Here is a 22,945-nt window from a genome sequence, read left to right on the forward strand (position 1 = left end):
GCGGGCATGGAGGGATGATGGAGATTGCGTGGAGAAATCGGCGGCGTTCAGCCACGCGCGTGGTGCCCACCAAGGTGGGCCGCTACCAGGGCAGCGTCTACCGCCTCAACGGCGCACGTGCACCGGCCAGCGGATCTCGAACGAACTGCCGCCACGCTCGGTAGCTCGGCACTGCGCCGTTCCGTGATGTGCCACGGCAATCGCACGCACGACCGCCAGGCCGAGACCTGAGCCCCCACTCTGCCGTGAGCGCGACACATCGGTGCGCTGGAAGGCTTCGAAAATGCTGTCGCGCAGGTCGTCCGGCACGCCGGGGCCACCATCTTCCACGGCCACCGCGCAGTGCCCCTCAGCGAGGGTGACGCGCACCCGCAGCGGGCAGGGGATGGCATGGCGACGGGCGTTCTCCAGCAATGCCAGCACCGCCTGGCGGATGCGGGCCGGATCGCAGTCCGCCAGGGACGGCCGCGCGTCCAGGCTCACCGAGAAGCCACTTTCGGTCAGCGCCTCGGACATCGCCTCCACCACCGCCGCCACCTGCACGCTGACGTCGCTGCGTTGCAGGCGCAGATCCAGGTGGCCACTCTCGGCCAGGCTGACCACGCGCAGGTCCTCGATGATGCGGGTCAGTCCCTCCAGCTGGGTGAGCATGCTGTTGAACTGCTCGGGGCCCGGCTCGAATACACCTTCGGCGATGCCTTGCAGGCGGCCACGCAGGATGGTCATCGGCGTGCGCAGTTCGTGTGCGATGGCCGCGTTCCAGAACACGCGGTTCTCGGACATCCGGCTGAGCCGCTCGGCCATGGAATTGAAGTCGTTGACCAGCGTGGCGGCCTCGGCCATCGAGGTGTCGCCGCCGCGTGCGCGCGCCTCCAGGTCACCGCTGGCCACGCGACGCAGGCTTGCGGCCACCGAATTCAACGGGGTGATGATGCGCCGGGTCAGGCGAGACGCGATCAGGGTGGCCAACGCCACCACAACGGTGGCGGTCAGGCCGATCCACAGCCACTCCAGCCCGGACGGCATCATGGACTTCGGCTCGTCATACCAGCGCGGATAGAACACCTCCAGCAGGTAGTAGAACAGGTAGAAGCCGCTGATCGACAGCACCGTCGAACACAGCGAGGCCACGGTGATCGACAGGCTGATCTGGCGGCCGATGCTCTTGCCTTTCGCAGTCATCATTCAGTTCAGGAAGCGGTAGCCGACGCCACGGATGGTGGCGGGAATGCCGATCACGCCGACATCCTCGAGCTTGCGCCGCAGCTTGCTGACATGGCTGTCGACGGTGCGCTCCTGCGCATCGCCCTCGGGCAGGCAGGCGTGCAGCAGGTCCACCCGCGCATGCACCTGGCGCGGCGCGCGCGCCATGTGCACCAACAGCCGGAATTCGGTGAGGGTGAAGTTCAGTGCGTGCGCCTGCTCGCCGTTGCGGACCGTCACTTCGTGGCTGCGCAGGTCGATCTCGAATGGGCCCTGGCGGATCAGCCCGGTGGGTTCTTCGGCCACGCTGCGGGCACTGCGGCGCAGCACGGCCTGGATGCGCGCAACGATCTCAGCGGGATTGAATGGTTTGGCCACGTAGTCGTCAGCGCCCACGCGCAGGCCGGTCAGCTTGTCCACGTCCTGGTCGAGCGCGGTGAGCATGATCACCGGCGTGTTGCCGCGACGCCGCAGTTCGCTCAGCACCTGCCAGCCATCCAGCTTGGGCATCTGCACATCCAGCAGTACCAGGTCCGGGCGCAGCTGGCGATGGCTGGCAAGCGCCGCCTCGCCGTCGGCGGCGCGTGCGCTGCGCAGGCCCGAACGGGCCAGGTAGGCACCGAGGATGTCGGCGATCTCGCCCTCATCTTCGGCAATCAGCACCAAGGGCGGCTGTCGGTTACGGAGTTGGTGTTTCATTGCGAGCGGCAGGTTCGAGGCCAAGGGCGGGCAGGGCGGGACAGGGGCGGGGTCATCGTCGGCGTTCCCTGGCCTGCGCCTCTTCGTTGGCCGCCCAGGCCAGCGTGGCCAGCACCAGCGAGCGCTGCAGGCTGGGGTCCACCGAACCCGCGCTGCGCAGCTGCCGCAGCGTCAGGGTAGACACCGCGGCAGGCAGCGCGTTCCAGCGCGAGGCCATGGGGGTGGCGTTCACCCGGGCCTGCAGCCGCGAGGCCATGCCCACGATGGCGCGCAGGCGCACTGCCAGCAGGGCGGCGACCACGGCGGTGGCGGGCGCAAGCAGCAGATGCAGGTTGACGTTGGCGGCCGGAGGTGTTGCCGACCAGAACGCCAGGCCGATCAAGGCCAGCGATGCGAGCGACCCGGAGCGGCGGGTGCGTCCGGGCCCGTCACTGCGGAACCCCAGCAGGGCGGCGGCCCCGAAGCCGGCCAGCAACGGCAGTAGCGGAGACGGTGCGACCCACATCCATGTGCTGGTCGATGCCAGCACCAGTGCGATCAACCACGGCGAAGGCGCGCACCACGCCAGGTAGGCACGGCGCACATCGAGGGGTGGCAGGTCCGGGTAGGAAAGGGGCACGGCAGGCTGGCAGTCGGCGAGGCCGCCGAGGCTAGCGACCGTTGATGGAGACTTGGTCGAGATTGTGTCGAGATTGCGTGGAGCCGCGCCATGGATTCAGCGGCCGACGCGGTGCCTGAACGGCGGTCGCGTCTCCATCCAATCTCCACAGCCGCTCCAAGAAACATCCACCTGGGGCTTCCAGACTGCGGCCCTGGCGGTCGCACCGGGCGACTGCACGCACCCCCGGAAGTTTCGATGAACAACCGCAGGACCTGGATCATTGCCGCAACGCTGGCCGTTCTTGCCGGCGGCGGTTGCTGGTGGGCGTTTGCCGATGGCGAGGATGCCGCGTTGATCACCGCACCGGCAAGGGTCGCCCGTCTGGAAAAGACCGTGCAGGCGGTCGGTCGGGTCAATCCGAAAGAACTGGTGGCCGTGGGCGCGCAGGTCTCCGGGCAGGTCACGCGCCTGCATGTGGTGCTGGGCCAGCACGTGCAGGCCGGCGACCTGATTGCCGAAGTGGATTCACAACCGCAGCGCATTGCCCTGCGCAGTGCCGAAGCCGCCGCCAACGCGCTGCGTGCGCAACATGCGGCCAGCCAGGCGCGCTACCGCCAGGCCCTTCGCACGTACGATCGCCAATCGCAGCTGGTGGCGTCGCGGCTGGTCTCGCAGGAAGGCTTCGAAGCGGTACGTGTGGCGCGCGATGCGGCGCGCGCGGATGCCGCTGCGTTGCAGGCGCAGATCGACCAGGCGGTGACCCAGGTGGAAACCGCCCGCATCAACCTGGGCTACACCCGTATCGTGTCGCCGTCCGAGGGCTACATCGTGGCCATCGTCACCAAGGCGGGGCAGACGCTGAACTCGATGCAGACCACGCCGACCATCGTGATGCTGGCACAGATGGACACGATGACGGTGCGCGCCGAGATCGCCGAGGCTGACGTGGAACTGATCGCACCCGGCCAACCGTTGTGGTTCTCGACGCTGGGACCGAGCGGGCGCCGCTATGAATCGCACCTGCAGCAGCTTGAGCCAGCGCCGTCGTCGATTGCCGACGCGTCCAGCGGCAACAGCGGCGGATCGGCGCAGACGCCGAAAGCGGTGTACTACGCGGGGCTGTTCGACGTGGCCAATCCGGGCTTGATGCTGAAGCCCTCGATGACGGTGAAGGTGACGATCCAGCTGGCACGCGTGGCCAATGCACTGCAGGTGCCGCTGACCGCCCTGAGCGAGTCCGACGACAAGAACGGCAACGCCGCAACCGTGCGGGTGGTCGATGCGAAAGGCCGCGCCCACGAGCGCGCTGTGACCACCGGCCTGCGCACCGCCACCGCGGTGCAGATCCTCTCTGGCCTGGAAGCGGGCGAGAACGTGGTGGTCGGCCAGGCGCCCAGCGGTGGCGATGCCGAACCCACCAGCCTGCTGGGGATGTGAGCATGGCCGACGCACTGCTGGAATTGAAGGGCGTATCGCGCGCCTATCGCTCGGCCGCCGGCGAGGTGGTGGTGCTGAAGGAGGTCTCGTTGCGCATCGATGCCGGCGAGTTCATCGCCATCATCGGCCCCTCGGGTTCGGGCAAGTCCACGCTGATGAACATCCTGGGCTGCCTGGATCGGCCGACCGAAGGCAGCTACCGCGTGGAGGGGGCTGCGACCGAGCAGATGTCGCCTGACCAGCTGGCGCGCCTGCGCCGCGAGCACTTCGGCTTCATCTTCCAGCGCTACAACCTGATGGAGAACCTCAGTGCCACCGAGAACGTGGCCTTGCCCGCCGTCTATGCCGGGGTGGAGGCCCATGCGCGCACCACGCGTGCCCGCCTGCTGCTGGAAACGCTCGGCCTGGGCGAGCGGACCGCGAACCGGCCCAGCCAGTTGTCCGGCGGCCAGCAGCAGCGCGTCTCCATCGCACGCTCGCTGATGAACGGCGGCGCGATCGTGCTGGCCGATGAGCCGACCGGCGCGCTGGATCATGCCAGTGGCAGGCAGGTGATGGCGGAGCTCAAGCGCCTGCATGCGCAGGGCCATACCGTGATCCTGGTCACCCATGATGCGGCGATTGCTGCCCACGCGTCACGGGTGATCGAGATCGCCGATGGGCGTGTGGTGGCGGATCGCCAGGAGCGAGGCCCTTCGGTGCGGCAGCGTTCGGACGCACCGGCGCGCACATCCACGGCGGCTACCGAGCGGCGCGCCCGCATCGATGCCGTGCGCGAGGCGACGCGCATGGCAGTGCGTTCGATGCTGGCCCATCGCCTGCGCACCCTGCTGACCATGCTCGGCATCATCATCGGCGTGGCCGCGGTGGTGACCGTGGTTGCGCTGGGCAAAGGCGCGCAGGCGCAGGTCGAGGCGCAGATAAACGAGCTGGGCGCCAGCACGCTGGAGATCTTCCCGGGCGCCGATTTCGGTGACCCGCGCTCGGCGGAGATCGAGACGCTGGTGGTAGGCGATGCCGATCACCTGGCCGCCCTGAGTTACGTGGACAGTGTCAGCCCCAACCTCAGCGGTTCGGTAGCAGCACTGCAGGGCGGCCGACGAGCCAATACGCAGGTGCTGGGCGCCGGTGCCGATCTGCCGCGCGTGCGCGGGCTGCGCCTGAAGGCCGGCCGGTTTTTCACCGATGCCGAGGTGGAGGCGCATCGGGCAGTGGGCGTGGTCGACCAGAAGGCAGCGAAGGCACTGTTCACTGGCAACCCCGTCGGCAGCACGGTGCTGCTGGGCGGCATGCCGGTCGAGGTGATCGGCGTGGTGGGTGCCAATGCATTCGCCGGTGGGGCCACGCCAACCGTCTACGTTCCCTATACGTCGGCTGCCTCCCGGCTGCTGGGCAGCCAGCGCCTGGAGAGCATCACCGTGCGCGTACGCGACAACGTACCCACCAATGCCGCCGAGGCCTCGCTGGGCGCCGAGCTGGAGCGCCTGCATGGTCGTCGCGATTTCTTCATCTACAACTCGGACCAGATCCGCAAGGCGGTGATGAAATCCAGCCAGACCATGGCGGCGCTGGTTTCGGCGATCGCGGCGGTGGCGCTGGTGGTTGGCGGCGTGGGCGTGATGAACATCATGCTGGTGTCGGTGAAGGAGCGCGTGCGCGAGATCGGCGTGCGGCTGGCGGTGGGGGCGAGGCAGGGCGACATCCTGCGCGAGTTCCTGATCGAGGCGGTGCTGATCTGCCTGTCCGGTGGCGTGCTGGGCGTACTGCTGGCCTTCGCCGTGGGTGCGCTGTCCAGCCTGCTGTCGCTGGGGGTGCCGTTCCTGTTCACGCCAGGGCCGGTGCTCGCCGCGCTGGCATGTTCGTCTGCGATCGGGCTCGGTTTCGGCTACTTCCCGGCACGCAATGCCGCACAGTTGGACCCGATCCAGGCATTGGCAGCGGAGTAGGGTCGCCCGCTGTGGCACCTGTTGAGCCGAGCCCACGCTCGGCTGCGCTCCGTTCGGCCGCGACGCACCCTGCGCTGCGCGCAGCGAGCCGAGCATGGGCTCGGCTCTACAGCTGCTCAGCGCACCTTGCCCTTTATCGGCAGGCTGCCCGGCAGCTGCGAATAGCCGCTGTCACCCCAGTGCCGGGTGATGCGCTGGAAGAACAACGAGTTCGGCACGCGCAGCAGGCAACCGCGCGCGCCTTCGCCACGGTCACTCAGCGTGGTGTAGATCAGGTTGATGTCCACCACCTGGCCGCACAGGCCCGGCTTGTCCACGCTTTCCAGCACTTCGATCGTGTCGTTGATGCGGAACGGGCGCGTAGCCACGATCAGGAACGAACAGAACAGGTTGGACAACACGCTCCATGCGGCGAAGAACGCCACCGCACCGACCGCCATGAACCCGGTCAGCGCGGTCCACAGCACCGAGCGCGAAACGCCAAGTCGCTCCAGTATCAGCAGCGCAGCCGCCAGATACAGCAGCAAAGCACCGCCGCGGCGCAGGCCCACATGAAGCTCTGGAGCCAGCCTGCCGCGCTGCCGGGCCTGCACGAGCAGCCACGCCAGTGCACGCACCATCAGTCAGGCCACCCCGAGAATGACCAGCACCTCGGCCACCGGTACCACCACCAGCAGCCAATCCGCGATCCGGGCAGGCATTCCGGCCATGGGCGGTCACAGCGTTGCCGCGCCGCCGGAGATGGTCAGCAAGGCACCGGAGGTATAACTGGCGCTGTCCGAAGCCAGCATCACGTAGGCCGAGGCCAGTTCCGCGGGCTGCCCGGGGCGGCCAAACGGCGTCTGCGAGCCGAATTGCTCGACCTCTTCGGCGGCCATGCCTGCCGGAATGAACGGTGTCCAGATCGGGCCGGGCAGCACGGCGTTGACGCGTATCTGGTGCTCGGCCAGCAGGCCCGCCAGCCCCAGCGTCAGGTTGGCGACGGCGCCCTTGGTCGCAGAGTACGGAAGGATGTTCGGGGTCGGTCGCTTGGAATTGACCGATGCGGTGTTGATGATCGCGCCGCCACCGCGCAGGTGTGGCACGCACAACCGCGTCAGATTGAACACGGCATGGACATTGGTATCGAACGTCCGCTTCCAGTCATCCAGGGTGATGTCGTCGAAGTGCTCGTAGTAGCGCTGGTAGGCCGCGTTGTTGACCAGGATGTCGAGACCGTCCAGCTCGCTGGCCACGCGGTCGACGAGCGAGCGCGCCTGCGCCGGGTCGCTGATGTCACAGGGTACCAGCACGGCCTTGCGCCCGGCCTGTTCGATCTGCTGCTGCACATGGCGGGCGTCGTCCTGCTCGCCATCAAGAAAGGCGATGGCGACGTCGGCACCCTCGCGCGCGAAAGCGATGGCCACCGCTGCGCCGATGCCGCTGTCACCGCCGGTGATCAGTGCCTTCTTGCCCTGCAGCAGGCCATGGCCGCGGTAGCTGTCCTCGCCGTGGTCCGGCCGCGGCTGCATCTGCGCGGTCTTGCCGGGGAAGGATTGCTGCTGCGCCGGGAAGGGCGGACGTGGGTAGTCGGGCAGGGCCATCGTCACTCTCCGAAAGGGAACCTGGCGGCAGTCTCGCTCGGAGCGGGTAAACGGCCGGAGGGCGCGGTGTCGTGGCAGCGTGGACGACTGCGCACGGTGCTTCACAACGGATGGGCGATCGTGGTCATGATGCTGTTGGCCGGCTGCCGTGAATCCAGCCGCGTGTGCTGCACGATGATCGGCTGGTCGGATTCGATGAGGGTGGCGAAGCCGGTGCCGCGTGGTACCGGCGCCGGATCCTGCAGGTCGTTGAAGCGCAGGTGGCAGGTGCGTCGTGCTGGCACGGTGATCCGGTAGGGACCGACAGGATCGCGGTCCTCGAAGTAGAGGGTCAGCGTGACATGCGCGTCCTCGTTGCCCGCATTGAGGACGCAGCAGGTCTCGTGACTCTGCATCTCCGGCGACGGGCCGTTGCTCCAGGCTGGAATGTAGCCTTCGGCGATAGCCCAGCGTCGATGCCCGATGCAGGAAGTGTTCGTTTCCATGACGCCGTTTTAGCTGGAGGGGTGTTGCCATCGTGTCCAGTCCCCGCACGGAATCCGTGATGACCATCGGCTACCACGCATCGCATGAGCAGTTCCCGCCCGCCACCTTGCTGGGCCTGGCGCTGCGCGCCGAACAGGCGGGATTCGAGGCTTTGATGTGCTCGGACCATTTCCACCCGTGGACGGCCGCGCAAGGGCAGTCCGGCCACAGCTGGGTATGGGCCGGCGCGCTGGCGGTGCAGAGCGCATTGACCTTGGGCATGGTGACCTGCCCGATGCTGCGCCAGCACCCGGCATTGGTGGCACAGGCAGCGGCGACGCTGGAGCAGTTGGCGCCGGGCCGGATCTGGCTGGCGCTGGGTACCGGCGAGGCCCTGAACGAGCGCATCACCGGCCAGCCGTGGCCAGCCAAGCGCGAGCGGCAGAAGGCATTACGCGATGCGGCCGAGGTGATGCGGCGGCTGTGGGGCGGCGAGCAGGTCGACCACGACGGTGGCTTCCGGGTGCGCCAGGCACGGCTCTACAGTCGCCCGGCGCTTCCCCTGCCGCTGCTGGGGGCGGCCGTCACCGAGGAAACCGCACGCTGGATGGGGGGCTGGGCCGATGGCCTGATCACCATCAGCCAGCCACTGGCGCAGTTGCGGCGTGTGGTGGCGGCGTTCGAGGACGGCGGCGGCAGGGGCAAGCCGATGTACCTGCAGGCCAAGCTCTCCTACGCGCGCGCCGAACAGGCGGCGCTGGAAGGCGCGATGGAGCAGTGGAGCGCCAACGTGCTGCCGCCGGAACTGGCCGAAGGCCTGGACCAGCCCGAACAGTTCGAAGCACAGGCCCGATCGGTCGGCGCCGAGGTGGTGCGCGAGCACGTGCATGTCTCGGCAGACCTGGGCCAGCATCGGGCCTGGCTGCAGGAGCTGCAGTCCCTGGGGTTCGATCGCATCTACCTGCACAACGTGAACCGCGAGCAGGAACGCTTCATCGACGACTTCGCCGAACACGTACTGCCCGCGCTGCGCACTCAGGCACCCTCGGCAGCCAGCCACGTATAGCCATGGCCCTGCAGGTAACAGCGGCGATCCTGCAGCCTGGCGCCGTGGCCCACCAGCGTGTGCAGCGGGCCGTGCAGGGGTACGTCCACCTCAACCGGGTTGTCGCCGAAGTTGATCAGTGCCAGTGCCTGATGGGGTGCCTCACCGAAGCGGAGCATCAGCAGCGCGGGTGAGGGTGGGTCGAGCGTGTGTGGCCCCTGCTGCAGCACGGGATGGGCATTGCGTTGCTGCAGCAGCTCGCGCACCCGCAGCAGCAGTGAGCCCGGCGTCGCGCGTTGCGCCTCGACATTCACCGTGCGGTAACCGTAGGGGCCGTCCGCCGGTGGCGCGCGCCACGCATGCCGCGGTTGGTCGGTGAACCCAGCCCCTGGGCCGTCATGCCAGTGCATCGGCATGCGCACAGCATTGCGTTCGGGCAGCTCCAGGCAATCACCGAGGCCGATCTCTTCGCCATAGCGGATCACCGGCACCTGGCCCAGCGACAGCAGCGCCGCCCAGGCCATTGCCTGCCATGCGATGTCGCCGTCCAGCATCGGTGCCAGGCGGCGGCGGACGCCACGGCCATAGATGCGCATGCCACGCTCAGGAGCGAAGCGTTCCATCACCGCTTCGCGCTCATCCGGCTCCAGCTGCTCCAGGTCCAGTTCATCATTGTTGCGCAGCCAGGCAATGCGTGTGTCCGGCGGCGCGTGCGAGCCGTACTCGGCCATGACCCGCGCCACTTCGCTGGCATCGCCGCGTGCCAGTGCCAGGAAGAAGTGATTGTTGAGGTGGAAATCGAGCAGGTGCGAAAGCCGCCGCCCGTGGCACAGGAAGTCACCGTAGTGGGACGCGCGGACATCCGCTTCGCCGATCAGTGGCAGCCCTGGTTGCTGCGCGTCTGCCGTGGCGCGCATCGCCTCCAGCAGCCACAGCCCGTCGTCGCGCGGGTCCGCGTGGCGCGCGCGCTCGACCATGTACGGAACGGCGTCCACGCGGAAGCCGGCCACGCCGCGCTGCAGCCAGAACGTCATTAACCGCAGCAGTTCCTCGCGTACCGGCGCATGGGCCAGGTCGAGGTCTGGCTCGTGCCGGTAGAACATGTGCCGGTTGAACGCGCCGGCCTCGGCATCCCAGGTCCAGACAGAGGCCTCGATCGGCGGGAACATCGGCTGCAGGCCGTCGTCAGGCATGTGGTCGCTCCACAGGTACCAGCGGCGCCAGGCCGGGTCACCCTGCTGCGCGGCGACGAACCACGGGTGCGCGCTGGCGGTGTGCTGCATCACCAGTTCGACGATGATGCCGATGCCACGTGCGTCGGCGGCATCGACCAGGCGCTGGAACGCGGCCTGGTCGCCCAGGCGTGGATCGATACGGTAGTGATCGGTGACATCGTAGCCACCATCGCGGCCGGCGTTGCAGTAGAACGGCAGCAGCCAGACATGGCTGATGCCAAGCCCCTGCAGGTAGTCCAGCTTTTCCGTGATGCCATCCAGCGTGCCCCAGCCGCGGCCGTCGCTGTCGCGGAACAGGTAGGGGTCGATCTGGTAGATGGCGCGCAGCGGACGCACCGCCATGGGCTTCTCCGGCACTGTTCACGGGTGACCAGCCTGCTGTCGCGCGTGGCAGCGGTTCGTGAAACGAATGGCACCGCATCATGACGTGGCATCCACGGCCCGTGCATGCCCGGGCGCGCAGAGTGAATGCTCATTCCCGGCACCGAGGAGGCTTCCTGCATGGCCCGACGCAAGACGCTTCGTATTGCCACGTTCAACGTCAACGGCATCGGCACGCGCCTGCCACAGCTGCTGGACTGGCTGCACAGGGAATCGCCGGACGTGGTTGCCCTGCAGGAACTGAAGGCGACCGACGCGGCGTTTCCGGCTGCGTCATTGGAGGAGGCTGGGTACGGTGCGCTCTGGCAAGGTGAGGCGCGCTGGAACGGCGTGGCGCTGCTGGCCCGGGGGACCATGCCGGTCGAGAGCCGCCGCCGATTGCCGGGCGAACCCAAGGATACGCAGAGTCGCTACCTGGAGGCGGCGGTGCACGGCGTCATCGTGGGTGCCCTCTACCTGCCCAACGGCAACCCGCAGCCCGGACCCAAGTTCGACTACAAGCTGCGCTGGATGGAACGCCTGATCCGGCATGCACGCAGCCTGGTCGAGCTGCCGCACCCGGCGCTGCTGCTGGGTGATTTCAACGTGATTCCCACAGACGCCGATGTCTATGATCCCAAGGCCTGGCGGCGCGATGCGCTGTTCCAGCCCGAGGTTCGCGATGCCTTCGAGCGGCTGCTCGCGCAGGGCTGGACCGATGCGCTGCGGAAGGTGCACGGCGATGCCACGATCTATACCTTCTGGGACTATTTCCGCCAGCACGCCGAGCGCGACCGTGGGCTGCGCATCGATCATCTGCTGTTGAATCCCGTACTGGCGGAGCGACTGAAGGATGCGGGCGTCGACCGTTGGGTGCGGCTGCAGGAAAAGGCCAGCGACCACGCGCCGACGTGGGTGACGGTGCGGGCTTGATCAACGCGCGGCAGGGTCTTCGCGTCGCTCCCGACGCACGCGCGCGCGGGTCCGGTAGAGGCGGCTGTCGGCCTTCTGGATGGTGTCGGCCACGGGCTCACCGGCCGTGTTGATGGCTGCACCCATCGAGAATGCGCTGGGCGACAGCGCAGCGTGGTCCTGGTACCAGTGCTCCAGTTCGCTCAACCGGCCATCCGCGGGCGCGACCAGTACCACCATGAATTCGTCGCCGCCCAGCCGCACCACCGTCTCCTCCTTGCCCAGCGGCGAGCGCAGGAAGGTGGCGAACTCGACCAGGACGGCGTCGCCGCGGCGGTGGCCCTGGGTGTCGTTGATGTGCTTGAAGTGGTCCAGATCGAACATCACGCAGGCCCAGCGCTCATCAATCAGTTCATCCAGCCGGTGCAGGTAACGCCGGTTGTAGCACTGCGTGAGCGGATCCTTGAAGGACATTTCGCGCAGCTGCTGCTCCTGCATCCTCAGCGCGGTGACGTCCTGTGCATGCCCCAGCACGTAGGGCGGGCTGGCCTCGCTGTCGAGCACGTTGTGGTACGCCCAGTAGTGGCGCGTACCGTCGGCGGCAATCAGCTCGATCACGCCAGCGTCGGTGTGGTTTGCCTGGATCCGAGCGAGGTAGGCCTTGAAGCCCTCGCGTTTTTCCGGTGGCATCAGGTCGCACAGGCTGCGCCCGACCATCTGGCTTTCCTCGAAGCCCAGCGACTGCACCGCCGCGGGATTCACCGAGGTCAATGTCCCGTCCAGCGTGTGGGAGCAGATCAGGCCCAGGCTGTAGTGGAACAGCCGCCGGTAGCGGGTCTCGCTCGCTTCCAGCGCGTCGAGCGCGGCTCGCTCGTCCGTGATGTCCTGGATCGCCCCGACCAGGCGCGGATGGCCGTCGACCTGTTGCCGGCTGCCGACCACCCGGGTCCAGATCGCGCGCCCGTCGGCGGTGGTCATTGGCAGCTGCACCTCCCAGGACGTGCCTTCGTCGATGCAACGCTGCACGGCCGCGCGGATGATGTTGCGGCTGTCTTCGCGGTAGAACGACAGCGCGGTGTCGAGCGTCGGTTCAAAGTTGCTGCGCACGCCGTGCAGCTGCTTGGTCTCGCGGGTCCAGCGCACTTCGTTGGTGACCAGGTCCATCTCCCAGCCGCCCACCCGGGCGGCGCGGTTGGTCCGCTCCAGGAAGTCTTCGCTGCGTTTCAGCTCGCGATGCAGCGCTTTCGCCTGGCCAACCTGCGCCATCAGGGTACTGCGCTGTTCCAGCACCTGGGTGGTGACCCGCGCCAGATGCACCATCAGTTCGCGCTGGGAGGGGGACAGCACGCCGGGCATCGGGTCGAGCAGGCACAGCGTGCCAATGCGTGCACCATGGGCCGAGCCCAGCGGGATGCCGGCGTAATGCCGGATGCGCGGCCCGGCGGTCACCAGGGGATTGGTCGAGAAGCGAGGGTCCTGGCGCGCGTCGGGTATCTCGAACAGCTCGTCGTGGCGGATCGCATGCGTGCAGAAGGAGATCTCGCGGGCCGTTTCGGTGACGCCCTCCAGCCCGATATTGGCCTTGAACCACTGCCGGTCTTCGGCCACCACGGTGATCAGTCCCATGGTCATGCCGGTCGCGGCACGGGCGGCGGCGACGATGGCATCGAACACCGGCTCGGGGGGCGTATCCAGCAGGTGCAGTCGTTCGATTTCGAGCAGACGTTCGGCTTCGTCCATGGCGCTTTTCAGGGCTGGGTGGCGAGGGCGGTTGCGGCGGCTGGCTGGCGCTACGCTAGTGCGCACGGCGTTATGTATCGCCATGGCGGAGTGATGCCGATGTGAGGTGGCCGCGCCCGCTCAGTGTTGCTGGAGCGATGCCTGCAGGGCGGTGGCCAGTGCGGCATCACCGGATACCAGGTCCTGCCAGCGTAGCGTGATGCCCTTGCGTCGCCCCTTTTCGACCAGCTTGAGGCCTTCGGGGTCCACGGTGAGGGTATGGGGCCGGCCATCGATGTCCAGTTCGCGTCGCAGTGGTTTGTCGAGCGGGGTCATCATCGTTTCCTCGCAGGGGCGGCAGTACGACGTGGCTGAATCGATACGTGACGATTGTCACGGATGTGCCAGCGCCAAGGGAAATCGACAGCGCGGGTGATGCCGATGCGTGGACCAATTACCGGGTCGGACGGAGGTGGGGTCCCATCGCTTGCGATCACGATGCCATGGCTGCCAGTCACCAGGTCGGCGCCGTCGAAACTGCGGTCCAGCCCGAATGCCTGCGAGAGCTTGCCGGGGCCGCTGGCCAGGTCGTGGTCCCGGCGCGCGGCGGGGCGCAGCTCGTGCATGCGCTCAAGGCCCGCCAATGGCTCGACAGCCCGCAGCAGCACCGCCACGCCTTCACCGACCTCTCCGCAGACCACGTTGCTGCCCCAGTGCATGCCGTAGGTGAAGTAGACATACAGGTGGCCGGCCTCACCGAACATGCTGGCCGTGCGCGGCGTCTGCCCGCGATAGGAGTGCGCCGCCGGATCGACGCTGCCCGCGTACGCTTCGACTTCAACGATGCGACCCGTTCGGCCATCGTCATGGACCAGAAGTTTGTTGAGCAGCTCGGGCGCAACCTCGACGGGCGGGCGCCGGTAGAAGCTGCGCGGGAGGATCTGAAGAGAGGCGGGCAACCAATCCGGCACGGTAGAGGCAGGCTCGGGCAGATGTTGGTGGCACTGTGGCATTGGACTGGTGAAACGGGCGCAGACGCAGCGTCATTCCGGCGCGGACGGTGCCGCCAGCGTGGCGCGCCGGGCGGCGTAGACCTCGGGCGTCTGCGGCTTGATGAACAGTGCCACCAGCTCCGGATACTCGCGCTTTACCGCCGTTTCGATGCGGGTGATGCAGGCTTCAATCTGTGGGGTCTGCCGATCGTCCTCGAACTCGGCGCTGAGCATGGCCACGACCTGTTCCGGTCCCATCTGCATGGTGGTCACGCCGTTCGCGCGACGCAGGTCCGGATCGGTTTCGGCCACCGCCATGATCCGCTCGGCCACCGCAGGGTGGGCAGGCTCTCCAACCAGCAGGCCCTTGGTTTCACGGGCCAGGAGGAAGGCGGTTGCGGCCAGCACGCCGGCGATGCACAGCGACGCCACGCCATCAAGCACCGGCATATCCAGCACCTGCGCGGCCACCAGGCCGATCAACGCGAAGCCCAGCCCGAGCAACGCAGCGCTGTCTTCCAGCAGTACGGTGAAGGTGGACGGATCCTTGCTGCGGCGGAAGGCTTCGAAGTAGCCAAGTTTGCCTTTGGTACGCCGGAACTCGCGCAGCGCCACCCACCAGGAGGCCCCCTCGAACAGGATGGAAATGCCCAGCACGCTGTAGCTCAACGCGTGGTTGGTAGCCGGTTCCGGCCGGCGGATGTGCTGGATGCCCTCGTACGCCGAGACGCCGGCGCCAGCGGCGAACACCAGCAGGGCGACGATGAAGCTCCAGAAGTACAGCTCGCGGCCATAGCCGAATGGATGTACCGGGTCTGGCGCCTTGCCGGCACGGCGCAGCCCGTACAGCAGCAGGAGTTCATTCAATGTGTCGACCAGCGAATGCACGCCCTCACTGAGCATGGCCGAGCTGCCGGAGATGCCGGCAGCGATGAACTTGGCGATGGCAATGGCCAGGTTGCCCGCGAGGGCGGCATAGATGACCAGACGGGAACCGGTGGGAGCGGACATTTCGGCGGCGGGGCGGGGCGGACGCCTGATCTTCCCGATCAGCGCGTGCCCATTGCGTGCACGGCGCGATCAGTGCCCCTTGGGATTGAGGTACAAACGCGCCCCATCCGATTCACGGTAGCCCGTCCAGCGCCCACCGCCTGACGCGCGGAAGCGCCCGAACACGGTGTTGCTGGTGTCGGTGAGCAGCAGCTGGTTGCCCGACAGTACCCAACGGTTGGCCGAGAAGCAGCCATCCGGGCAGCCGGCGGGCACGTAGGCACTGTAGCCGCCGAACCACTCGATGTTCTTCAGCTCGATGGAGCAGGTGTTGCCGTTCTCCTGGCCCAGCGTCCAGCTGCCGAACAGATCGCTGTCGCGCACATCGCGGCCGCCACGGTGGCGGTCGTGGCCCCAGTCGTCGTTGTCGTCGTGGAAACCGAAGCCCACGTCGATCTCTTTGCTTTCGCTGCGTGACCCGGACTGCGAGCTCCCGCTGGTGGTGGTCTGGGTGGTCACCGCGCCACTGCTCTGGGTCCGGGTGCTGCTGGATTGCGTGGTCTGGTCGGTGTGGGTGGTCTGTTCGCCGAAGCCGAACGAGGCGTCCTGGGCCAGGGCGGGCAGGGCCAGGCAGCACAACGCGGACAGGCAGGTACGGCCGAGCACGGCAGCCATTGCAGCATCCTCGGAAGGGTGGACCGCGCGAGTATCGAACCGGTGGGGCGGGAGACGGTGTGAGGGTGTGCGCTGGGGCAGCCCAGCGAAGGGTAGTGCCGGCCGCTGGCCGGCTCCCTCTTGGCGCCCAGGAACCGAAGGAATGCCGGCCAGTGGCCGGCACTACCCGCAGCCAGGCAGGGCCTGGCGCTACGGGTCGGGCTTTACCCGCACCACCCGTTTCCGGTACTCATACACATTGTCACCGCGGATACGCTTTTCCTCGGTGCCGGTAACCCGGCCTACCTGCTGGTCCGAGCCGGTGACCGGCTTGGCCTCGATGGCGGTCTCGTGCTCGAAGGAGTGCGATTTGTCGGTGTTGCGGTAATAGCGGTACAGCGCCCAGTACAGCGCGGTTGCGCCGGCCGGACCTGCCGCCAACAGCCAGAGGCCACTGTCGTCGCTCATGTCGATGCCACCAGGAAGGCAATTGCGAGGGCTTCAATGACGGTGCCGGTGGCCAGTGCCGCCAGCAGCATCTTCCATTGCTGCACGGGCACGCTGCCCATGGTTTCGCCGGTACGGCCGTTCACCGCGATGTAGTGCAGCATGCCGCCGTTCTTGCCGGGCTGGTGGTAGGAGTACAACCACACCGGCAGGTACATCGACACCCAGCGGGTGCCATGCACCTCCAGCTGCTCCTGTTCCCAGCGCACGCCACGGTTGTAGCGCTTTACCGAACCTTCCAGCTGTGCGCGGGCGATCGACAGCAGCTGGTCTTCCAGCCGCGGCCGCAGCTTTTCCACATCCAGGTTGCGCTTTTCGGAGGTGAAGCCGGCCAGGTACGAGGCGTTCCATTTCACCGCGTTCTTGGTATCGAACGGCAGGATGGTGTTGATGATGTTGTTGGTGTTGGCGCGGGTATCGAGATTCCCGCGCTCGGCGGAGGATTCCAGTGGCAGGTCATCGACCGTGAAGTCGACCTGGCGCTCGACCTGGTAGACATCGGCGTCGTACAGGGTGCGCTTGTTCTTCTCGCTGCCCACGGTGTACTGCCGGGTCTGGATCTCACCCTTGCCGGCCACGGCCGCGCTGACATTGCTGTCGACGATCATGTAGGGCAGGAACACGCCCACCACGTTTTCCGGGGTGAACTGGTCCTTGAATGCCTTCAGCGCGAACATGCGGCGCTTGTCGACGAACTGGCGGATGCGCGCGACCGCATCGTCCTTCCTGATATGGAAGGGCAGCACTGCATCGGGCACCGCGCCGTTGGCGATCTGCTCGTTGACGCCGAACACATGGCGGCACCAGTGGCAGCGCGCCGTCATCGTACTCTCGGTATTGACCGTGACTTCAGCGCCGCACCCGGTGCATTTGAACGTCATCAGTGCCGAGGTGTCGGCGTCGATGTCACGTGCGCCCGAGGCAATGACCGTACCGCGCAGCTGGTCGATGGCCTCGCCCAGGCCGAATTCTTCCTCGACGCGTGCGCCATGCCATTCGTGACGGCAGTACAGGCAGACCAGGATGTCGGTGCCGGCCTTGGGCCGGATGTCGGTGGCACCGCACTTCGGGCAGCGGTTGAGGCCGTCCTTCAGCTCGCTGGCCGACGTATCGATGGCCACCGGGTCGGGCGCTTCCACTTCATCACGGATGGCCTGTGGCAGTTTCGAGGTGTCCAGCGGGAAGCTGCCGGGCAGGGGAGGGACGTCCTGCGGCGAACCGGGCCCATCCAACGACGCCGCCGGCAAGGGCGGCGGCGTCGCGGGCGCGGATCCGGGCAGCGGCGGCGGGCCGTTTCGGGGATCGGACATGTTCGTTGTGCGTCCCGCTGTTACAGGCCCAGTGCCTTGGCCTTCAGGGCGTCATAGTCGCCCTGGGTGATCAGGCCCAGATCCAGCATTTCCTTGGCCTTCTTCAGCTTGGCCACCGGGTCGTCGGCAGCCGGGGCGACCGGCTGCTGCATGCCGCCGACACCGAACATGCCCGAGGCCATGCCGACACCGACCAGGCCAGCCGCTCCGCCGTTCTCGCCGGCGGACTGGATGCCCTGGGCGACGCTGGCCTGCAGGTTGGAATTGCCGCGCGAACCCGACAGGGCATCGGCGCGCTGCACGGTCTTCAGCAGTTCGCGGGTGTTGGCGTCGTACTCGATCGAGACGATGGCGGTCTTGACGATGGCCAGGCCGCGGTCGGACTTCCACTGGTAGCCCTGCTCGACGGCGGCAGACAGGCTCTGTGCAAAGCCCAGCGAATCCTGCTGCAGCTTGGTGATGCGGTTGCCCTTGCCCGGGTCGTTCGTGTACAGGCTGAAGGCCGGGGCCAGCGAACCGACCACTTCATTGAACAGCTGGCTGGCGGCGGCGTTGTCCAGGTCGGTGAAGTCGAACACCTGGCCCGCCTGCAGGTAGCTGGCCGGCACGAAGTTCTTCACGAACAGGATCGGGTCGACGATCTTCAGCGTGTACGAGCCACGCGTGACCGCACCGACCTGGGTATTGAGGAAGCCGTCGTCCCAGTAGATTTCCGACTGGGTACCGAAGCGGTTGTCCGGCAGTTCCTTCAGCGACACGAAATACGCCGCCTGCTGCGAACCCGGCTGGCCGCCGAACTTGAAGCGCTCCCAGCTCTGCTTGATGAAGGTGCTGACCAGGCCGTCGCCGGCGAAGATCGACTGCGAGTTCAGATCATCCGAACGCCACTCGTAGCCACCCGGTTCGGCGACGAACGCGGTGATCGCGCCGTCCTGGAACAGCAGCAGGCCGTAGCCCTCCGGCACGATGATCTTCGAGCCGTTGGTGATGATGTTGGACGAGCCGCTGGTATTGGAGCCGCGGCCGGCATTGGTGCCGCGCGGTACCGCCGCGAACAGGGCCGCCGTCGAGGGCAGGCCCGTGGGCACGGTGTAGAAGTCCTTCCACTGGTCGGCCAGCACACCACCCACCGCACCCTTCACCGCCTGTACCAGACCCATGTCCAACTCCCTGTGATTCGAGGGCAGGCACCATGCCTGCCGAGCTGGACTGACTATAGAGGAGCGGGATGGGCCGCCGCCACCGCCGCGCGCGCCTGCCATTCATCATGGCGCGACGGCGGCGGCAGGCGATCAGGCCATGCCGCGCGCGATCAGGGCATAGCCGATCATCAGTGCCAGGCACAGTGGCAGGGTGACGAAGGAGGCGATCATCCAGCGCAGCGCCTTGCGCGAAGCCTCGGTGGCCGCGCCGATCTGGCCGCTGGCGACCAGTGACGTGCTGCGGTTGGCGTAGACGGTGGCGACGATGCCGAACGGCCAGAAGCCGGCGATGATGCTCAGGATGGCCCACATCAGGTAGTTCCTGGGGGGCACGGGTGGCGGGGTGCGGTCCATGCGGTCGATCTCCTTGATCGTGCTGCGGTCGGGAGCGCGAGTATGCGGACAGGCCAGTTGCAGCGGAAGGCATGCCACCCGTGCGTGGTGCGCAATCTTCTGCTGGTCGAGGGGTCATTGATCGGGGGCGGCGGCGCGGCAGGCAGGCGCGGTGGCCTGCGGGCCTGGGCGAGCAGGCGGTGCAGCCGTCACGGCGGCGCAATACGTGCCCGCCCCTGGATCGCTCAGACGCGTTGATCATCAGCGTGGATGGAATCCCGGCGCCTTGCCTTCACCTGCTTTGCGGTGCGCGGCGCACGGAAACGCGGCGACAAATATCCGGCGCGGATATTCACGTCATTATCATGCTTATTTTCTGGAAACTCGTTTCCCATAATCCAGGGACGCGATGGCCGGAACACAGGGAGCGCCGCGTCACAGGAAGTGCCGCCCTGTGGCGCACGCCCCCGGCCTGGACGACGTCCGCCTTGCCGACCTCCAGCAGCGATGGCAGTTCCCGGCACTGCGGGAGCGGACAGCGTGCACGGCACCAGCGGTGCGACCAGCGGGTACGGCATGCGGCGTGGACGTCGCAGCATCCCGCGATGATGCCGGAGGGCCTGCATCGCGAGATCGCCCGTTGCAGATGCATCGGGTCGCCATTCCAAAGGGGAGTTTCGATGCACAGGCAAGTCAGTGAGATGCTGCAGCGCGCTTATCGGCCCTATCCGTCATTGCCCGAGCTGCTGGGCGCGTTCGTGAAGGAGCTGTCCCAGCACAAGGTGATGCGGGGTGGCCGAGTGCGGTTGCGTGGTGCGGTGGCAGGGACGGCTGCGGGGTTGCCAGCTGCGTCCGAGGAAGAGGTTTCCTTGCAGCGGGTTCCCATCCGCTATGGCGGCGAGGTGTTGGGTGAGCTGCACCTGGAAGGCGAGAAGGGCCGGCTGGATGGCAGTGCCCTGGCGCTGGGGGAGCAGTTTGCCCAGCGTTGCGCGCATCTGATCAAGCGCTACGAAGCCAAGGCCTGGGCCGAACAGGCATTGAGCCGGCCGCTGTTGCTGGTCGGCGCCGGCGAGGCGCTGAAGCAGATGGATGAATTCGTGGAACGCGCGGCGGCCAGCCCGTTGCCGGTCCTGCTGCGCGGCGAGTTTGGTACCGAGAAGATGGAGCTGGCCGCCGCCCTGCACAGTGGCGGCCCTTCCCGGCAGGGCCCGTTTGTCGAAGTGAACTGTGTTCACCCGCTGGGCGAAGCCAGCGACTGGTTCGCGCGCGCACAGGGCGGCACGCTGTACTTCCACGAAGTCGACGAACTGCCGGTGCCGCTGCAGGGGCAGCTGTCACATCGCATGCGTGGGCTGCCTGCCGCTCATGCTGAAGCGCTGGCGGCCGGCCCGATACGGGTGATCGCGTCGACCAGCGCGGACCTGGAACAACGGGTGAGAGAGAAGCAGTTCTCGCGCGCCCTGCTGGCCGGGCTGGAGTTCCTGACCGTGGATATTCCACCGCTGCGCGAACGGGTGGAGGACATCGGCGCGCTGGCGGCGCGTTCGCTGGAGCTGCATGGATTCAATCCCCGCGTGCTGGGCGACGATGTGCTGGAAGCCCTGTGCGCGCACGACTGGCCCGGCAATCTGCTGGAAATGGAGCGGGTGGTGGTCCGGCTGGCGGTGATGACCGGTGGCCGATGCATCCGTCGTGAGGATCTTGCACGCCACGCGCCGGATCTGGCTGCAGGCCACGTTGCCAGCGATGCCGGGCGCGCCCCGCAACGGCTGCCCGCGGTTGAGCAGACCGTCGGTCCTGCGCCCGCGCAGCCGGATACGCCGCGGGCAGCGCATGAAGGCCTGCACGACGGCCTGAAACGCGCCCTGGCCTACCTGAAGGACCATGCCGCGGAGCCGCTCACGCTGGGCGACCTTGCCCGTCAGGCCCATGTGAGCCAGTCACACCTGGGATTCCTGTTCCGCAGCGAGCTGGGCACGACGTTCAAGCTGCTGCTGCAGCAACTGCGCATCGAGCACGCCAAGCAGCTGCTGCGGGATGGGCAGCGCCTGCGCATTACCGATGTCGCACTGCAGGTCGGCTTCGGTGACCTGAGCCACTTCGAAAAGAGCTTCCGGCGCGCGGTAGGGGTCAGCCCGCGCAGCTACCGGCGAAGCCCGCACCAGTAAAAGCAACGCCCCGGTGCAGGCGCGGGCCTGCCCGGGGCGTTGGGATGGCAGATGCGGCGTCAGCGCGCGTTGGCTTCGGCAGCGCGCTGCACGGCCTGTTCGGCGGCTTCGTCCGCGCGTCGCGCGGCCTCGGCGGCGGCCTCGACCGCGCGTTGCGAAACCTTCATCGCGGCGCGGATGCCTTCTTCACTGGCAGCCATTGCGGCGTCCGCCAGTTCCTGGGCGATCTCCATCGGGGTTCTGCCCGCCGGATGGGCGGGAGTGGGCTTGCCGGGAAGCGGGGTCGGGAAGGTCATCGTCGGTGCTCCTGCTGGGGATGAGGGGGGAACACCGTCGCTGCGCTCCCCCAGGATGTGGCGCAATGCCGCCTGGGCATCGGCCAGGATCTTCTGCGCCTGTTGCCGGGCCGCCAGGCGTCCGGCAGCAACGGCCGCGCCGGCTGCCGAAGCAAAGGCCTCTGTTGCTGCCTGCACGCCATCGCCATCTGGCGCCGGAGCCGGGTTCACACTGCATCCTTCTGATAATCCACCCGCGCTTCATCGCCCAGGCAGCGGCGGGTTCGGCGGTAATCCTGCAGGGTGATCACATTGTCCTCCACCTGTATCAGCGCCTTCGCTCTGGAACCATCGATCGCGAACTGCACGCTGGCACCGTCCTGGCCGAGCCGGCCACGGGAAACCGGATGTTCGTTGAGGAATTCCTGCGCATCGCGCAGCTGCCACCGCGCGGCCTCGCGCAACCGGCTGTCATCCTGCAGCAGGTCGGGTTCGTCGTCGAAGCAGGCCGCCATCTGCTGGGCGGCCAGCGAGATGCGGGCATAGCCGATCTGCCGGTTCGCGGCCAGGCTTGCGTCGATCGCCTCGCGCACCTGCTCTGGCGACGGCAACTGTGGCAGCTGCGGCCCGTCCAGGAAGCCGAACAGGATCGGCAGCACCTGTTGCAACGCACGGGTGGCACGCGTCAGCCGATGCTCGCGGCTGCCACCTCCTGCGCTCACCCGCTGGTAGAAGCGGAAGTAGTCGGCAAACTCGATGGGCCTGCGTGCGTGCAGCAGCGCGAAGCCGGCAGCGTCGGCCAGATCGTCGCGCCCTGCGGCGGACATGCCCACCTCACCCGCCAGCTGGTGGAGCGCCACCGATTCGCGAAAGTCCAGCTGCTGCAGCAGGGGTGCGTCGGCCGCGCCGATCGAAGCCAGGAACGCGCGCGAGGCGCCGAGCTCGGCGTTGGTCAGCAGCCGGTGTTTTTCCAGCACTCGCTGTGCCTCGATGTGCGACAGGCGTGTCTCGTCATCAAACTCCATGTTGCGCAGGGCACCGAGGTCGCTGGCACCCAGGCTGAGCAGCTTGACCGGGCCGATCTGCAACCCGGTGCGCGGCAACCATGTCATGCGCGAACCGTGCAGGCCCTGTTGCACCCCATCGAGCATCGTGCCCTCGTCGGAGAAGGCGTAGCGGTGCTCGTGCGATTCCATGGCCCACTTCAACCAGTGCTCGCCGCCGTCGATGAACTGAAGGACATGCCTGCAGGATTGACTGATCAGGTTGGCCTGGGGGATGGAACGGCCGGCAATGAAAATGCTCATGC

23 protein-coding genes are annotated in these 22,945 nt (G+C 67.4%); 5 read left to right on the forward strand and 18 right to left on the reverse strand.

What is annotated here, in order from left to right; genetic code table 11:
• Positions 1-105 precede the first annotated feature (105 nt).
• Genes J3A72_RS12625 through J3A72_RS12635 form a run of 3 tightly spaced genes read right to left on the reverse strand, consistent with a single transcriptional unit; the run spans position 106 to position 2,521 of the window.
• Positions 106-1,182, reverse strand: coding sequence for an ATP-binding protein (locus J3A72_RS12625; protein WP_049406889.1), 1,077 nt, complete (start codon positions 1,180-1,182; stop codon positions 106-108).
• Positions 1,183-1,185: 3 nt separating this feature from the next.
• Positions 1,186-1,902, reverse strand: a complete 717-nt coding sequence (locus J3A72_RS12630; RefSeq protein WP_075076965.1) for a response regulator — start codon at positions 1,900-1,902, stop codon at positions 1,186-1,188.
• Between the two features lie 52 nt (positions 1,903-1,954).
• The gene (locus J3A72_RS12635; protein WP_080469300.1) at positions 1,955-2,521 is read right to left on the reverse strand and encodes a hypothetical protein; all 567 of its coding nucleotides are present in this window, start codon (positions 2,519-2,521) and stop codon (positions 1,955-1,957) included.
• 237 nt (positions 2,522-2,758) lie between these two features.
• Between J3A72_RS12635 and J3A72_RS12640 the strand changes: the two genes are divergently transcribed.
• Positions 2,759-3,940 carry an efflux RND transporter periplasmic adaptor subunit gene (locus J3A72_RS12640; RefSeq protein WP_075076964.1) on the forward strand — a complete coding sequence of 394 codons (1,182 nt, stop codon included), beginning with the start codon at positions 2,759-2,761 and terminating at the stop codon, positions 3,938-3,940.
• Positions 3,941-3,942: 2 nt separating this feature from the next.
• Positions 3,943-5,886, forward strand: coding sequence for a MacB family efflux pump subunit (locus J3A72_RS12645; RefSeq protein ID WP_209572026.1), 1,944 nt, complete (start codon positions 3,943-3,945; stop codon positions 5,884-5,886).
• Between the two features lie 116 nt (positions 5,887-6,002).
• On the opposite strand, the gene J3A72_RS12650 is transcribed toward J3A72_RS12645, so the two are convergent.
• The 3 genes from J3A72_RS12650 to J3A72_RS12660 form a co-directional block, all read right to left on the reverse strand.
• Positions 6,003-6,506 (reverse strand): mechanosensitive ion channel family protein, encoded by a 504-nt coding sequence (locus tag J3A72_RS12650; RefSeq protein ID WP_230374608.1) that lies wholly within the window; start codon positions 6,504-6,506, stop codon positions 6,003-6,005.
• A gap of 96 nt (positions 6,507-6,602) precedes the next feature.
• The gene (locus J3A72_RS12655; RefSeq protein ID WP_012480369.1) at positions 6,603-7,469 is read right to left on the reverse strand and encodes a glucose 1-dehydrogenase; all 867 of its coding nucleotides are present in this window, start codon (positions 7,467-7,469) and stop codon (positions 6,603-6,605) included.
• Between the two features lie 101 nt (positions 7,470-7,570).
• Positions 7,571-7,954 carry a sensory rhodopsin transducer gene (locus tag J3A72_RS12660; RefSeq protein WP_014647273.1) on the reverse strand — a complete coding sequence of 128 codons (384 nt, stop codon included), beginning with the start codon at positions 7,952-7,954 and terminating at the stop codon, positions 7,571-7,573.
• A 59-nt stretch (positions 7,955-8,013) separates the two neighbouring features.
• Between J3A72_RS12660 and J3A72_RS12665 the strand changes: the two genes are divergently transcribed.
• Positions 8,014-9,000 (forward strand): TIGR03885 family FMN-dependent LLM class oxidoreductase, encoded by a 987-nt coding sequence (locus tag J3A72_RS12665; protein ID WP_075076962.1) that lies wholly within the window; start codon positions 8,014-8,016, stop codon positions 8,998-9,000.
• Here J3A72_RS12665 and J3A72_RS12670 read toward each other — a convergent pair.
• Positions 8,970-10,556, reverse strand: a complete 1,587-nt coding sequence (locus J3A72_RS12670; RefSeq protein WP_075076961.1) for an alpha-amylase family protein — start codon at positions 10,554-10,556, stop codon at positions 8,970-8,972. The two genes, J3A72_RS12665 and J3A72_RS12670, sit on opposite strands and share 31 nt — an antisense overlap.
• Before the next feature lie 159 nt (positions 10,557-10,715).
• Here J3A72_RS12670 and xth point away from each other — a divergent pair, with 159 nt between their 5' ends.
• Complete coding sequence (gene xth / locus J3A72_RS12675) at positions 10,716-11,507, forward strand: exodeoxyribonuclease III (RefSeq protein ID WP_075076960.1); 792 nt, start codon at positions 10,716-10,718, stop codon at positions 11,505-11,507.
• On the opposite strand, the gene J3A72_RS12680 is transcribed toward xth, so the two are convergent.
• The 9 genes from J3A72_RS12680 to J3A72_RS12720 all read right to left on the reverse strand — a co-directional run bounded on the left by J3A72_RS12680 (position 11,508) and on the right by J3A72_RS12720 (position 19,214).
• Positions 11,508-13,226: a diguanylate cyclase gene (locus J3A72_RS12680; RefSeq protein ID WP_209572027.1), complete on the reverse strand. Its 1,719-nt coding sequence runs from the start codon at positions 13,224-13,226 to the stop codon at positions 11,508-11,510.
• Positions 13,227-13,346: 120 nt separating this feature from the next.
• Positions 13,347-13,541 (reverse strand): hypothetical protein, encoded by a 195-nt coding sequence (locus J3A72_RS12685; RefSeq protein ID WP_014647268.1) that lies wholly within the window; start codon positions 13,539-13,541, stop codon positions 13,347-13,349.
• The gene (locus J3A72_RS12690; protein WP_075077013.1) at positions 13,541-14,176 is read right to left on the reverse strand and encodes a DNA-3-methyladenine glycosylase; all 636 of its coding nucleotides are present in this window, start codon (positions 14,174-14,176) and stop codon (positions 13,541-13,543) included. Before J3A72_RS12690 ends, J3A72_RS12685 begins: the two co-directional genes overlap by 1 nt.
• Positions 14,177-14,248: 72 nt before the next feature.
• Entirely contained in the window at positions 14,249-15,208 is a 960-nt protein-coding gene (locus tag J3A72_RS12695; RefSeq protein ID WP_075076959.1) for a cation diffusion facilitator family transporter, read from the reverse strand.
• 69 nt (positions 15,209-15,277) lie between these two features.
• Positions 15,278-15,862 carry an AprI/Inh family metalloprotease inhibitor gene (locus J3A72_RS12700; protein WP_075076958.1) on the reverse strand — a complete coding sequence of 195 codons (585 nt, stop codon included), beginning with the start codon at positions 15,860-15,862 and terminating at the stop codon, positions 15,278-15,280.
• Between the two features lie 189 nt (positions 15,863-16,051).
• The gene (locus tag J3A72_RS12705) at positions 16,052-16,309 is read right to left on the reverse strand and encodes a hypothetical protein (RefSeq protein ID WP_014647264.1); all 258 of its coding nucleotides are present in this window, start codon (positions 16,307-16,309) and stop codon (positions 16,052-16,054) included.
• Positions 16,306-17,658 (reverse strand): hypothetical protein, encoded by a 1,353-nt coding sequence (locus J3A72_RS12710; protein ID WP_075076957.1) that lies wholly within the window; start codon positions 17,656-17,658, stop codon positions 16,306-16,308. The genes J3A72_RS12705 and J3A72_RS12710 overlap by 4 nt, the downstream gene beginning before the upstream one ends.
• 20 nt (positions 17,659-17,678) lie before the next feature.
• Positions 17,679-18,818: an SPFH domain-containing protein gene (locus J3A72_RS12715; RefSeq protein WP_075076956.1), complete on the reverse strand. Its 1,140-nt coding sequence runs from the start codon at positions 18,816-18,818 to the stop codon at positions 17,679-17,681.
• Between the two features lie 132 nt (positions 18,819-18,950).
• On the reverse strand, positions 18,951-19,214 hold the full coding sequence (locus tag J3A72_RS12720) for a CD225/dispanin family protein (RefSeq protein ID WP_032956532.1): 264 nt from the start codon (positions 19,212-19,214) through the stop codon (positions 18,951-18,953).
• A 659-nt stretch (positions 19,215-19,873) separates the two neighbouring features.
• Between J3A72_RS12720 and J3A72_RS12725 the strand changes: the two genes are divergently transcribed.
• The gene (locus tag J3A72_RS12725; protein ID WP_075076955.1) at positions 19,874-21,361 is read left to right on the forward strand and encodes an AraC family transcriptional regulator; all 1,488 of its coding nucleotides are present in this window, start codon (positions 19,874-19,876) and stop codon (positions 21,359-21,361) included.
• Between the two features lie 59 nt (positions 21,362-21,420).
• On the opposite strand, the gene J3A72_RS12730 is transcribed toward J3A72_RS12725, so the two are convergent.
• Both J3A72_RS12730 and J3A72_RS12735 read right to left on the reverse strand, forming a co-directional pair.
• The gene (locus J3A72_RS12730) at positions 21,421-21,867 is read right to left on the reverse strand and encodes a hypothetical protein (RefSeq protein WP_229653700.1); all 447 of its coding nucleotides are present in this window, start codon (positions 21,865-21,867) and stop codon (positions 21,421-21,423) included.
• The gene (locus tag J3A72_RS12735; RefSeq protein WP_075076954.1) at positions 21,864-22,943 is read right to left on the reverse strand and encodes a hypothetical protein; all 1,080 of its coding nucleotides are present in this window, start codon (positions 22,941-22,943) and stop codon (positions 21,864-21,866) included. Before J3A72_RS12735 ends, J3A72_RS12730 begins: the two co-directional genes overlap by 4 nt.
• Positions 22,944-22,945: the final 2 nt, after the last annotated feature.

It is taken from the genome of Stenotrophomonas sp. PvP093, assembly GCF_017876915.1.
Taxonomy (GTDB): Bacteria; Pseudomonadota; Gammaproteobacteria; order Xanthomonadales; family Xanthomonadaceae; genus Stenotrophomonas; species Stenotrophomonas muris.